Source organism: Sphingomonas ginsenosidimutans (assembly GCF_002374835.1).
Classification (GTDB): domain Bacteria; phylum Pseudomonadota; class Alphaproteobacteria; order Sphingomonadales; family Sphingomonadaceae; genus Sphingomonas; species Sphingomonas ginsenosidimutans.
On the sequence record NZ_NWVD01000002.1, the window covers coordinates 331,531 to 344,303 of the forward strand.

A 12,773-nucleotide genomic window follows, 5' to 3' on the forward strand; every position below is an offset into this window, starting at 1 on the left:
CGCCGGTTGACCCGCCTCCGGCGCACGGCCAAAGCATCGCCATGACCCGCCCCGGCTTCGCTTTCTCCACCCGCTTCAAGGTCCGCTATGCCGAGATCGACGGCCAGAAGGTCGTCTTCAATTCGCGCTACCTCGAATATGCCGATGTCGCGGTCACCGAATTCTGGCTGTGGACCGGGATCGGCGAGGCGCTGGGCGCGCTGTGGCACGACACCGAATTCCACGTCCGCCGCGCCGAGGTCGATTATCTCGCGCCGTTCGTGTGGGGGGACGAGGTGGAGGCGTGCGTCCGCATCGAGCGGCTCGGCAACTCCAGCATCACCAAAAGGCTTGAACTGGTGAAGGCCGGCGAGGACATGCTGTGTGCCGTCATCACCATGGTCAGCGTCAACGTCCACCTGCCCACCGGCCGCCCGGTGCCGATCCCGGACGCGATCCGCGACCATATCGCCGCGCTGCCGCAGGGCTAAGCGGGCGGCGTCAGGCCGCGGGCGTATCGACCGGTACGTCGCCCGGCAGCGCCCAGTGCAGGTCGTGCTTGCTCAGCTTGCGGCCGTCGTGGCTCAGCACCGCAACCTCCTGGATCGGGCGGCCGTCGCGCACGTCGACCAGGATCGGGAACGCCGGCTCGCCGGTCTCCCACCGCTCGCCCCACTGGCGCAGCGCGATCATCGTCGGCAGCAGCGCTGATCCCTTGGGCGTCAGATTGTAGACGATCTTGCGGCGATCCTCGGGCACCGACGCGCGTTCCATGATGCCATGTTCGACGAACCGTGCCAGCCGGTTCGCCAGGATGTTGCGCGCGATCCCCAGCTCCTGCTGGAACTCCTCGAAATGGTGCAGGCCGTTGAACGCCGCCCGCAGGATCAGGAACGCCCAGCGTTCGCCCATCGATTCCAGTGCCGCCGGAAGGCTGCACTCCGCCAGATTTTCGCGCACCTTGCCCACGCATCACTCCTCGCGCCGAACGAAGCCCGGCGTCAACCCGCATCTATCGGACCGTATCCGTCGAATGTGCCTATATAGGTTTTATAATAAAACTCGCAAATGCGAGTTGCCTCTTGCAACTCGCATGCGCAGCAACTAGGTGGCGATCAGCAACTTACTCACGGAGTCGCCGTCATGCTTCGCACCGTCCTGTCCGCCATCATCGCTTCCGCCGCTACGCTGGCCGCCGCCGGCGTCTCCGCCCAGCCGGTCACCGGCTATTACGTCGCGACCCCGGCGTCGGCGCCGGCGAAGGCGCGCTTCATCACCCGCGCGACCGCATGGCAGCTGCAGGACGGTTCGTACGTCGCCGCCCGCGCGCCGGAACGCGACACCATCCTGTGCCAGCTGGTGGTGCGCGACATCGGCCCGCTCAGCGCGTTCAGCGCCGGCGGGAAGAGCTATGATGCCGCGCAGCTCGAAAAGTGCAACGGCAAGGCGGCGACCGCCACCGCCTCGGCACAGCGTTAACCGACCGCATCTCCCGCCCCTCTGATCGGGAGCACCATGGGCCTCTGCCGGAACTCCCCCGGCGGAGGCCTTTTTTGTTGCGCCCGTGTTGCCATCGGGGGGCGTTCGGCGGCATCCTCCTCGACGTGCCAGTGCTGAGACAATATGAACTCGTCGACCGGGTTCTCGATTACGATCCCGACGCCGACGAGGCGATGCTCAACCGCGCCTATGTCTTTTCCGTCAACGCGCACGGCACGCAGAAGCGCGCCTCGGGCGATCCCTATTTCAGCCACCCGATCGAGGTGGCGGGCATCCTGACCGAACTGCACCTCGATGACGAGACGATCGCGACCGCGATCCTCCACGACACCGTCGAGGACACCGTGGCCACCCCGGAGGAGATCGAACGCATCTTCGGCGCCAATGTCGCGCGGCTGGTCGACGGCGTGACCAAGCTCAGCAAGATCGAGGCGCAGACCGAGAACGAGCGCGCCGCGGAGAACCTGCGCAAGTTCCTGCTGGCGATGTCCGGCGACATCCGCGTGCTGCTGGTCAAGCTGGCCGACCGGCTGCACAACATGCGCACGCTCCACTATATCCCCAAGCCGGAGAAGCGCCGCCGCATCGCGCGCGAGACGATGGATATCTACGCCCCGCTCGCCGAGCGGATCGGCATGTACGAGTTCATGAAGGAGATGCAGACGCTCGCCTTCCAGCAGCTCGAGCCGGAGGCGTATGAATCGATCACCCGCCGGCTGGAACAGCTCAAGCAGGGGTCGGACGGCGACCGCATCGCCAAGATCGGCTCGGGGCTGAAGCTGCTGCTCGCACGCGCCGGGGTCGATGCCGAGGTGTCGGGGCGCGAAAAGCACCCCTATTCGATCTGGCGCAAGATGCAGGAACGCCACATCAGCTTCGAGCAGCTGTCCGACATCATGGCATTCCGCGCGATCGTGCCGACCGTGGAGGATTGCTATCGCGCGCTCGGCGTCATCCACCGCCGCTGGCCGATGGTGCCGGGGCGGTTCAAGGACTATATCTCCACCCCCAAGCGCAACGGCTACCGCTCGCTCCACACCAGCGTCATCCATGCGGAGAACCGGCGGATCGAGATCCAGCTGCGCACGCCCGAAATGCATGCCGAGGCGGAATTCGGCCTCGCCGCGCACTGGGCCTACAAGCAGTCGGTGCCCGCCACCGCCGGTACGCCGCCCCCCGCCGGGCGCCGCGCGGCACAACCGGGCGCGCAGGCCGGGTGGATCGCGGACTTGGTCGAAATCCTCGACACCGCCGCCACGCCGGAGGAACTGCTCGAACATACGCGAATCGCGATGTACCAGGATCGCATCTTCGCCTTCACCCCCAAGGGGGAGCTGATCCAGCTGCCGAAGGGCGCGACCCCGATCGACTTCGCCTATGCGGTGCACACGGATCTGGGCAACCAGGCGGTCGGCGCGAAGATCAACGGGCGCGTCGTCCCGCTGTCGACCGTGATCGAGAACGGCGACCAGGTGCAGGTGCTGCGGTCGAAGGCACAGGTGCCGCAGCCGGCGTGGCTCAACCTGGCGATCACCGCCAAGGCGCTGGCCGCGATCCGCCGCCACCTGCGCAACGAGGAACGCGACCAGTCGGTCGCGCTGGGGCGCAAATTGTACGACGACATCGTCCAGCGCCTGCCCGCGACGCTCGCCGCCAATGCGCTGGACGAGGCGCTCAAGCGGCTGAAACTGCCCGACGAGGCCGCGCTGATGCAGGCGATCGCGCGCCGCACGCTCGGCGATGCGCAGGTGATGGAGGCGCTGATGCCCGGTTCGGCGGGCGCCGACCTGGCGGACGCCCCACCGCAATCGAGCGCGATCTCGATCCAGGGGCTGGCACCCGGGGTCGCCTACGAACTGGCCGAATGCTGCCACCCGGTGCCCGGCGACCGCATCGTCGGCTTGCGCCGCCCGGATGCCTCGATCGAGGTCCATGCAATCGACTGCCCGGTGCTCGCCGCGCTCGCCGAACGGTCGGAGGAGGAAACCGACTGGATCGACGTCCAGTGGGGCGAAAAGACCGAGGGCGCCGTCGCGCGCATCTCGGTGGAGGTGCGCAACGAACCCGGTGCGCTGGGGATGCTGGCGACCGTCATCGGTCAGCACAAGGCGAACATCATCAACCTGCGCCTCGACAACCGCGACACGCAATTCCACACCAACACGATCGACGTCGAGGTCCACGACGCGCACCAGCTGATGCGCCTCCTCGCCGCGCTCCGCGCCGCCGAAGCGGTCAACGCCGCGGAACGCATCTGAGCGGCCCGCCGCGGCCCCGGGACCCGGCCTGAACCCGAACAGCAAAAACCCCGCCAGACCGGTCGGCCTGGCGGGGTTTTTAATGGTGGGCGTGGCAAGGATTGAACTTGCGACCCCTGCGATGTCAACACAGTGCTCTACCACTGAGCTACACGCCCACGTGAGGAAGGCGCCTCTACCGGGGTCGGCGGGGGAGCGCAAGCGGTATTCCGCACGTTTCCCGCCATCCGCCCGGCGCGCCGCGCGTCAGATCAGTTCGGCATTGTCCACGTTGAACAGCCGGTCGACCTCCAGCACCAAGTCGCGCAGGTGGAACGGCTTCGACAGGACGCGCGCATGCGGCATCGCGCTGCCGGCCTTCAGCGTGACCGCGGCGAAGCCGGTGATGAACATCACCCGCATCCCCGGCGCCATTTCCTGCGCCTTCTGCGCCAGTTCGATGCCGTCCATCTCGGGCATGACGATATCGGTCAGCAGCAGGTCGAACGTCTCGCGTTCGATCAGCGGCAACGCCGCGGTCCCGCGGTCCACCGCGCTGACGGCATAGCCCGAGCGTTCCAGCGCACGCGCCAGATACTCGCGCATCACGTCATCGTCTTCGGCCAGCAAAATCTTGATCATCTTGGTCCTAAGCTCCCGTGCACGCCTTATGACCGACACGGCTTGAAGTTTCCACCAGCGGACATGGTGAACCGACGTCGTTAACCGGCTGAAATGCGACGAACGGTTGCGGGCGGCGCGACGCTTCCATAGCGTGCGGGCAGATGCCTTCGTTCCGCCTCGTCGGGCCGGTTCCGCCGGAAAGCCCCGTGATCCTGTCCGTGCCGCATGCCGGCCGCGACTATCCGGCGGCGTTGCTCGCGGCGCTGCGTGCGCCCCCGGCGGCGCTGCGCACGCTGGAGGACCGGCATGTCGACGCGGTCGCGCTGGCAGCGCGCGGTCGCGAGACGGTGCTGATGCAGGAGGTGCCGCGCGCCTGGATCGACCTGAACCGCGCCGAGGACGAGCGCGATCCGCTGCTGGACGAAGGCGCACGCGCCGCACCACTGTCGGCGAAGGTGCGCGCTGGGCTGGGGCTGGTCCCGCGCCGCACCAGCGCGGCGGGCGAACTGTGGTACGGCCGGCTGTCCGCGGCGGAGGTAGACGAACGCATCGCCGCCGCGCACCGCCCCTATCACGACGCGCTGGCGCAGGTGCTGGCGGCCACTCGCGCGCGATTCGGCGTGGCGGTGCTGGTCGACGTCCATTCGATGCCGCCGATCGCGGGCAGCCGCGCGCGGATCGTCATCGGCGACCGCTTCGGCCGGTCGGCGGCGGTCCGCTACGTCGCGCGGGTCGCGGGGGCGATCGGCGCGACACGTATCCCCTACGCCGTCAACACTCCCTATGCGGGTGGGCATATCCTCGATCGCCACGGCGATCCGGCGGGCGACGTCCATGCCATCCAGATCGAGCTCGACCGCTCGCTGTATCTCGACCGGCGGCTCGACGCGCCGTCGGTCGATCTGCCGGCGGTCGCCACGCTGCTGCGCGCGGTGGTGGACGCGCTGACCGACGAGGCGCTGGGGACCGGGCTGGCGCAGGCCGCGGAGTAGCCCCGGCCGACGGATCGGGCCTGACGATTCGCCGTCCATCGCACTGGCCCGCGCACCGCGGTCAGCCGCTCACAACCGGTCGAAGTCGATCGCCGCATGGCGGTCCAGCCGCTGGTCGGCGGCGGGCAGCGGATATTTCAGCCCGGTGGCGCAGTTGAACAGCACCACCTCCTCATCCTCGTCCACCTCGTCGTCGCGCAGCGCCTGGCGATACGCCGCCAGCGTCGCGCCGCCCTCGGGGCACAGCAGCAGCCCGTCGCGCCGCGCGGCATCGTCTGCCGCCGACAGGATCGCCGGGTCGCCCACCGCCAGCGCCTTGCCCCCGCTCTCGCGCACCGCGCGCAGGATCAGGAAGTCGCCCACCGCGCGCGGCACGCGGATGCCGGCGGCGACGGTGTGTGCGTCCTCCCACCGCTCGGCATGTTCCTCGCCCGCCTCGAACGCGCGCACGATCGGGGCACAGCCCGCCGCCTGCACCGCATACATCCGCGGCCGTTCGCTGCCGATCCAGCCGAGCGCCTCCAGCTCGTCGAACGCCTTCCACATTCCGACCAACCCGGTGCCACCGCCAGTGGGATAGAAGATCGCGCGCGGCAGCCGCCAGCCCAGTTGCGCGGCCAATTCCAGCCCCATCGTCTTCTTGCCCTCGATCCGGTACGGCTCCTTCAGCGTCGAGAAATCGAACCAGCGTCCCTCGGCCGCGCCTTTGGCGACGATCGCGCCGCAATCGTCGATCAGCCCGTTGACCCGCCACACGCGCGCGCCCTGTGCCGCGATCTCGCGCACGTTCACTTCCGGCGTATCCTCCGGGCAGAAGACGATCGTCTCGATCCCGACGCGCGTGGCATAGGCGGCCAGCGCCGCCCCGGCATTGCCGTTGGTCGGCATCGCGATACGGGTGACGCCCAGTTCCTTCGCCATCGCCACCGCCATGACGAGGCCGCGCGCCTTGAAGCTGCCGGTCGGCAACCGCCCCTCGTCCTTGACCCACACGTTCGCGCCGCCGCTCTTCGGAATCGGGATCAGCGGCGTCTCCACCTCGCCCAGGCTGACGACATTCGCGGTGCGCCGCACCGGCAACAGCTCGCGCCACCGCCACAGGTCGGTGCCGCGCGCGTCCAACGCATCGCGCGACAGCGCCGCCGCCACCCCGTTCAGGTCATAGCGGACCAGCAACGGCCGCCCGGCGCGCGACAGGTTGTGGAGCGTGTCGGCGTCATACCGCTCCCCCGTCAGCGAACATTCCAGATGCGTGACGAAGGTCGCGCGCTCGGCGGTCAGATTGTCGTTCATGCCCCGCGGTCTAGGCGTCACTGCGCGATCGCGAAAGCACCGATGATCGTGTCGCGCAACGTGGCGGGCGTGCCGTACCCCGGCACCCCGCAACGCGCGTTCAGTCGGGCTTCTTCGCCACCGCCACCAGCGCCGGGCGCAGCAACCGGTCCTTGATCATCCAGCCGGTCTGCATCTCCTGCACGATCGTGCCCGGCTCGGCATCGCTCGCCACTTCCATCATCGCCTGGTGGCGATTGGGGTCGAGCGGCTGGCCCATCGCCTCGATGCGGCTCAGCCCGTGGCGCCCGAACACGCTGTGCAGTTCGCGGCCCGTCGCCTCCAGACCGACGACCAGCCCCTTCATCTTCTCGTCCTCGCGCAGATCCGCGGGGATCGCGGCCAGCGCGCGGTCGAGGTTGTCGGCCACCGACAGCACGTCGCGCGCGAACGCGGTCGCGGCATAGGCGCGCGCATCGGCGGCGTCCTTCTCGGCGCGGCGGCGCACGTTCTGGATATCGGCCTGCGCGTACAGCGTCTCCTGCTTCGCGGCGGCCAGCTGGTCCTCCAGCTCGGCGATGCGCGCCGCGGCGGCATCATGTTCGGCCACTTCGGGCGCCGCCTCCGCCGTTTCGTCACGCAGGTCGTCGGCGGGCTTGTCGGTATCGGTCATTCTTTCCCTGTCTTTACTCAACGTATCGTGACGGCCGCTCATCCCATCAGCCGGGCGAGCGTCGCTGCGGTAAAATCCACCATGGGTACGACGCGCGCATAGTTCAACCGCGTCGGGCCGATCACCCCCACCACGCCGACGACGCGGCCGTCCTGACCGCGGAACGGTTTGGCGATCACCGACGATCCGCTCAGCGCGAACAATTTGTTCTCCGCGCCGATGAAGATCCGCGTCGCATCGCCTGCGCGCGCCGAATCGAGCAGCGCGGCGACCTCCTGCTTGCCCTCCAGATCGTCGAGCAGCCCGCGCACGCGCTCCAGGTCGGCGGCATCGGCATCGTCCAGCAGCCGCCCCTGCCCGCGCACGATCAGCACCGGGCGGCGCGCGCCGTCCTCGCTCCACACCGCCAGCCCGCGCTCGACCAGCGCGCGCGCCGCCGCGTCCAGTTCGCCGCGCCCCGCCGCCAGTTCGCGCTCCACCCGCGCGCGCGCCTCCGCCAGCGTCAGCCCGCCCATCGTCGCGGTCAGGTAATTGCCCGCTTCCACCAGCGCGCCGTGGGGAAGGCCGATCGGCAGCGCCACGACGCGATTCTCGACGGCGCCATCCTCCGCGACCAGCACCGCCAGCGCCTGTCCCTGCCCCAGCGGCATGAACCCGATCGAGCGCAGCACCGCCTCGCGCTTGGGCACCATCACCAGCCCCGCGCACGCCGACAGGCCGGACAGCGCGGCGGTGGTCGCCGCCAGCGCCTCCTCGACCGGCCCGTGGACGCCCGCGCGCGCCTCGATCTGCGCGCGCTCGTCGGCGCTCGGTTCGTGCGCCTGCATCATCCCGTCGACAAACAGGCGCAGCCCCGCCTCGGTCGGCATCCGTCCCGCGGACGTGTGCGGCGCCGCCAGCAGCCCCAGCGATTCCAGCTGCGCCAGCACGTTGCGGATCGACGCGGGCGACAGGTTCAGCCCGGCCTGCGCCAGCGTCTTCGATCCCACCGGCACGCCATGTTCCAGATAGCCGTCGACGACGCGACGGAAGATGTCGCGCGCGCGATCGGTCAGTTCCGCGATCGGGGGCGTGGCGGCCATGACGCGAATGTAGGCTCAGCCGAGATCATGCTCAACGCCTCCCGCACGAGTCGGCGCGCAAACGGGCGTTGACAGCACCGCACCGGGCGGGCATTGGGCGCCCTCGCTTTTTGGCAAGCGCCGCTCGTGGAAGGGTGGCCGAGTGGTTAAAGGCAGCAGACTGTAAATCTGCCCACGCAAGTGTACGCTGGTTCGAATCCAGCCCCTTCCACCACCCCCCGCCCGGTCGGGGTTCCGCGATCGCCAGCACCCCACCCCGCGCGTCATGGCGCGCCGGTCCGCCTGCCCGATCCGCGGCAAGGCCATTGAACGCCGCCCGCACATGACCGATCAACGGCGCCGGACCCCGGGGGACGTGCATGAAGAAGGATCTGACCATCACCACCGGCGTCGCCGCCGCGCTGCTCCTGTCGGGATGCGGCCAGCGCGACGACTGGACCGCGCAGCGCGACACCGCCGTCTGCACGGACCGGTCGGGCAACCGCGTTCCCGACGACCGCTGCGACCGTCGCCACGCCGGCGGCCGTGGCAGCGGCTTCCTGTGGTATTATCTCGGCCGCAACAGCGGGATCCCCGCTTATGGCGAGCGGGCGACGGGCGGATCGTGGTCGCGTCCCGCGGGATCGACCTTCTACCGCGCGCCGGCATCCACCGCGATGACGCGCGCCGCGGCGGTGGCGCGCGGCGGCTTCGGCTCCTCGGCGCACCGCTTCGGCAGCATCCACGCATGATCCGCGAGACGATCGAACCGCGCCGGGGCTGGCGCACGACGGTCGAGGCGGAGGGGCTGATCTGGCATACCGCCGATGGACGGCCATATTGGAACGAGGCCGCCTGCTACCGCTTCACGCCCGCGCAGGTCGCCACGATCGAGGCCGCCACCGCCGAGCTGTACCGCCTCTTCCTGGTCGCGGGCGACGCGATCGTCGGCGATCGCGCCATGCTGCGCCGGTTCGGCATCCCGGAGGCGTTCCATGGCCCGATCGCCGATGCGTGGAACGCCGAACCGCCCGCGCTCGACTATGGCCGGTTCGACCTGGGCTATGACGGCCAGGGCGCGCCGAAGCTGTTCGAGTTCAACTGCGACACGCCGACCTCGCTGCTGGAGGCGGCGGTGATCCAGTGGACGTGGAAGGAGGAACGGTTTCCGCACGCCGACCAGTTCAACAGCATCCACGATCGACTGGTCGCACGCTGGTCGGCGCTTCGCGGCGACCTGCCCGCGACCGTCCACTTCGCGCATGTCGCCGATGATGAGGATGCCGTCACCAACGCCTATCTGCGCGACACCGCGCAGCGCGCCGGGCTGGCCACGGTGCCGATCCTGATCGACGATCTCGGATGGGACGGGGACGCACGCTGCTTCGTCGATACCGGCGACCGGCGGATCGCGGCGCTGTTCAAGCTGTACCCGTGGGAATGGCTCGCCAACGAAGCGTTCGCACCCCAGTTGCTCGACAGCCTGGCGCACGGCGAGACGCGGTGGCTGGAACCGGTGTGGAAGATGATCTGGTCGAACAAGGGCATCCTGCCCGTGCTGGACGATCTGTTTCCCGGACACCCCAATCTGCTCGCCGCCGCCTGGTCACCACCTGCCGACGCGGACGCGGTGGCCAAGCCGCTGCTCGCGCGCGAGGGGGCGAACGTCTCGCTTCGCCGCGCCGGCACGATCGTTGCCGAAACCGGCGGCGATTATGGCGACGAGGGATACGTCTTTCAGGAACTCTACCCGCTGCCCCAGCCCGCGCCGGGTATCTTCCCCGTCATCGGCAGCTGGGTCGTGGGTGGCGAGCCGGCCGGCATGGGCATTCGCGAGGACGGGCTCATCACCAGGAATGGCGCGCGCTTCGTTCCGCATGTCATCGTCCCGGCGGTCCGCGGCGATTCCTTATGAATTACCCGATTTGATGAACCTAAGACCCCTTCGTAAATCGTCATTAAGCAACCTTGGTTCACAAGCCGGGTCATGGCGGGGGGCGCAAGGTGCTGATCAAGATCAAGACGTCGGAGGCACGGGTCGGAATGTTCGTCCATATGGTGGACGGCGGCTGGCTCGCGAGTCCCTTCTGGCGCTCGCAACTTCTACTGACGCGACAGGCGCAGATCGACAAGCTGGTCGACGCGGGGATCGCGGAGATAGTTATCGATACGAGCCGCGGCGTCGGCCCGGCCGACGCCGGCGCCGCGACCGCCTGCGCTGTCGTCGTCGATCCGCCGGAGGAATCGGAGCCACCCGCGGCGTTCGCCCCCGCTGCGCCCTATAACGGGCCGGAGCGGCGCGCCCGCCGCCGTCCGGCGACCGAGCTGGACCGCGCGCGCGAGACCGTCGAACGATCGAAGGAAGCGGTATCGCGGATGTTCTCCGAAGTGCGGCTGGGCCACGCGGTCGACGCCGCCGCCATCTCGCCGCTGGTCGATGAGATCGCCGCCTCGGTCGCGCGCGATTCGACCGCGATCATCAAGGTCACGCGGCTGAAGAACAAGGACGAATACACCTACCTCCATTCGGTGGCGGTCTGCGCCCTGCTCATCAACCTCGCGCGCCGCATGGGGCTGCCGGAGGATGAGGTCCGCGACCTCGGCATGGCCGGGATGCTCCACGATATCGGCAAGATGGCGGTGCCCAGCGCGCTGCTCGACAAGCCCGGCAAGCTGGAGCCGAACGAATTCAGCGTGGTGCAGACGCATCCGGTCAAGGGACATGCGCTGCTCCTGGAAAGCGACGGGGTCGCGCCGCCGGTCCTCGACGTGTGCCTGCATCACCACGAACGGATCGACGGCAGCGGCTATCCGCACGGGCTGAGCGCGGCGCAGCTCAGCCTCCACGCGCGCATGGGGGCGATCTGCGACGTCTATGACGCGGTCACCTCCGATCGCCCGTACAAGCGCCCGTGGTCGCCCAGCGAAGCGCTGTCCCGCATGTCGTCGTGGACGGGGCATTTCGATCCCGAACTGCTGGCGATCTTCATCGAGAGCATCGGCATCTACCCGGTCGGCACGCTGGTGCGGCTGCGCAGCAACCAGCTGGCGATCGTCACCGCGGTGAACGACGAAGACCCGACGCTGCCGGTGGTCCGCGCGTTCTTCGACATCCCGACGCAGGCGTTCGTGCCGCAGCGCGACCTGGATACCGCGCGGTCGCGGTCGGAGGATACCGTGCACCGCACCGAACGGGGCAGCTACTGGTTCGGCGATGCCTGGCCGCAGGTGATGGAAGCCGTCAGGACCGGCCGCACCCCGCCGCGCGCCAGCGCCGCGCCCGCCGCGCCGACGCCCCTGGCGATGGGGGCCTGATCCGATGCGGACATCCGTTTCGCCCCGCCACCGGCTGCTTGCCTGGCTGTCGCCCGACGTCGCCGGTGCGGCGGCCGCCGTCGAGGATCACGATCAACCGCCGCGCGACAGCGGCCGCGGCGCCGTGCACCGTCGCCTGTACGACGACATCGGCGATTTCCTGTTCCGCAACGGCCTGGCCCCGTCGCCGGCCAATTTCGCGGTGGCACACGCCTATATCTCCGGCGAGGACTGGGACATCGCGCAGGCGGTGGCGACGCATCTTCAGAGCGGCGCGGCGCTTCTCGACGACGATGTCGCGCGCATCCTGGAATCGCGCGCCGCCGATGAACTGACGCCGGAAGCGCTGACGCAGCTGGCGCAGACGCTGGAAAGCGGGCTGGTCGACTATCGCCTGATGATCGGCGAATCGCGCTCCAACGCGACCCATCTCGGCGACGAGCTGGATCGCGAAGCCGCCAACCTGGACAGCGATCCCGTCGGCGCGCTGCACCGTATCATCACGGTCACGCGCGAGGCGGTGGAAAAGACCCGGCGGATGGAGGAACAGCTCCAGCGCAGCCAGCGCGAGGCGGACCAGCTCAAGGCCGACCTGGAAAGCGCGCGCCGCGCCGCCGAGCAGGATCACCTGACCGGGCTTCCCAACCGCCGCAGTTTCGAGCGTCACCTGCGCGAGGCGCTGGCCGCGGACGGCCCGCCGCCCACGCTGGCGCTGTGCGACATCGACGATTTCAAGCAGATCAACGATCGCTTCGGTCATCCGGCGGGCGACCGGGTGCTCAAATTCGTCGCCGGCTTCCTCGAAGGGCAGCTGGGCAAGGCCGCGATCGTATCGCGCTACGGCGGGGAGGAATTCGCCTGCCTGTTCCGCGAGGCGGACACGCTCGAGGCGCGCGACCTGCTCGATACGGTGCGCGAACGGCTCAGCACGCGCTCGCTCGTCAACCAGGAAACCGGCGAGGCGATGGGATCGCTGACCTTCTCCGCCGGGGTCGCCCCGGTCGAGGGCGATCGCACCGCACAGGCGTTCCACGATGCCGATCACGCGCTCTACACCGCCAAGCGCAGCGGGAAGAACATGGTGATCGCGGCGCGCTGACCGCGCCGCGATCGCTTCGTC

General features: G+C 69.1%; 13 protein-coding genes and 2 tRNA genes. 9 read left to right on the forward strand and 6 right to left on the reverse strand.

The features are described from left to right. Nucleotides 1–41: 41 nt before the first annotated feature. On the forward strand, nt 42–470 hold the full coding sequence (locus COA17_RS07105; RefSeq protein ID WP_066490288.1) for an acyl-CoA thioesterase: 429 nt from the start codon (nt 42–44) through the stop codon (nt 468–470). A 10-nt stretch (nt 471–480) separates the two neighbouring features. Here COA17_RS07105 and COA17_RS07110 read toward each other — a convergent pair whose 3' ends face one another. Next, complete coding sequence (locus COA17_RS07110; protein ID WP_082741009.1) at nt 481–891, reverse strand: winged helix-turn-helix transcriptional regulator; 411 nt, start codon at nt 889–891, stop codon at nt 481–483. Between the two features lie 231 nt (nt 892–1,122). On the opposite strand from COA17_RS07110, the gene COA17_RS07115 reads away from it, so the two are divergent. Beyond that, on the forward strand, nt 1,123–1,458 hold the full coding sequence (locus COA17_RS07115) for a CC_3452 family protein (RefSeq protein WP_066490283.1): 336 nt from the start codon (nt 1,123–1,125) through the stop codon (nt 1,456–1,458). A 131-nt stretch (nt 1,459–1,589) separates the two neighbouring features. Continuing rightward, nucleotides 1,590–3,737: a RelA/SpoT family protein gene (locus COA17_RS07120; protein ID WP_066490281.1), complete on the forward strand. Its 2,148-nt coding sequence runs from the start codon at nt 1,590–1,592 to the stop codon at nt 3,735–3,737. A gap of 83 nt (nt 3,738–3,820) precedes the next feature. Here the strand turns inward: COA17_RS07120 and COA17_RS07125 are convergent. Together COA17_RS07125 and cpdR are read right to left on the reverse strand one after the other, a co-directional pair. Beyond that, nucleotides 3,821–3,895, reverse strand: a tRNA-Val gene (locus COA17_RS07125). 88 nt (nt 3,896–3,983) lie between these two features. Next, entirely contained in the window at nt 3,984–4,358 is a 375-nt protein-coding gene (gene cpdR / locus COA17_RS07130) for a cell cycle two-component system response regulator CpdR (RefSeq protein WP_066490276.1), read from the reverse strand. A gap of 143 nt (nt 4,359–4,501) precedes the next feature. Here cpdR and COA17_RS07135 point away from each other — a divergent pair, with 143 nt between their 5' ends. Further along, nucleotides 4,502–5,332, forward strand: a complete 831-nt coding sequence (locus COA17_RS07135; RefSeq protein WP_066490274.1) for an N-formylglutamate amidohydrolase — start codon at nt 4,502–4,504, stop codon at nt 5,330–5,332. 69 nt (nt 5,333–5,401) lie between these two features. Here the strand turns inward: COA17_RS07135 and COA17_RS07140 are convergent, their stop codons facing one another. The 3 genes from COA17_RS07140 to hrcA form a co-directional block, all read right to left on the reverse strand. Then, complete coding sequence (locus COA17_RS07140; protein ID WP_096611231.1) at nt 5,402–6,625, reverse strand: threonine synthase; 1,224 nt, start codon at nt 6,623–6,625, stop codon at nt 5,402–5,404. Between the two features lie 100 nt (nt 6,626–6,725). Next, complete coding sequence (gene grpE, locus COA17_RS07145; RefSeq protein ID WP_096611232.1) at nt 6,726–7,277, reverse strand: nucleotide exchange factor GrpE; 552 nt, start codon at nt 7,275–7,277, stop codon at nt 6,726–6,728. A 38-nt stretch (nt 7,278–7,315) separates the two neighbouring features. Then, entirely contained in the window at nt 7,316–8,359 is a 1,044-nt protein-coding gene (gene hrcA, locus COA17_RS07150; protein ID WP_096611234.1) for a heat-inducible transcriptional repressor HrcA, read from the reverse strand. A gap of 128 nt (nt 8,360–8,487) precedes the next feature. Between hrcA and COA17_RS07155 the strand changes: the two genes are divergently transcribed. The 5 genes from COA17_RS07155 to COA17_RS07175 all read left to right on the forward strand — a co-directional run bounded on the left by COA17_RS07155 (nt 8,488) and on the right by COA17_RS07175 (nt 12,752). Continuing rightward, nucleotides 8,488–8,573 (forward strand) — tRNA-Tyr (locus COA17_RS07155). 145 nt (nt 8,574–8,718) lie between these two features. Beyond that, nucleotides 8,719–9,090 carry a hypothetical protein gene (locus COA17_RS07160; protein WP_066486186.1) on the forward strand — a complete coding sequence of 124 codons (372 nt, stop codon included), beginning with the start codon at nt 8,719–8,721 and terminating at the stop codon, nt 9,088–9,090. Beyond that, a complete protein-coding gene (locus COA17_RS07165) occupies nt 9,087–10,253 on the forward strand; it encodes a glutathionylspermidine synthase family protein (protein WP_096611236.1) in 1,167 nt (388 codons plus the stop codon). Before COA17_RS07160 ends, COA17_RS07165 begins: the two co-directional genes overlap by 4 nt. An 89-nt stretch (nt 10,254–10,342) precedes the next feature. After that, nucleotides 10,343–11,653, forward strand: a complete 1,311-nt coding sequence (locus COA17_RS07170) for an HD-GYP domain-containing protein (RefSeq protein ID WP_096611238.1) — start codon at nt 10,343–10,345, stop codon at nt 11,651–11,653. A gap of 4 nt (nt 11,654–11,657) precedes the next feature. Beyond that, nucleotides 11,658–12,752, forward strand: coding sequence for a GGDEF domain-containing protein (locus tag COA17_RS07175; protein ID WP_066486180.1), 1,095 nt, complete (start codon nt 11,658–11,660; stop codon nt 12,750–12,752). Nucleotides 12,753–12,773: the final 21 nt, after the last annotated feature.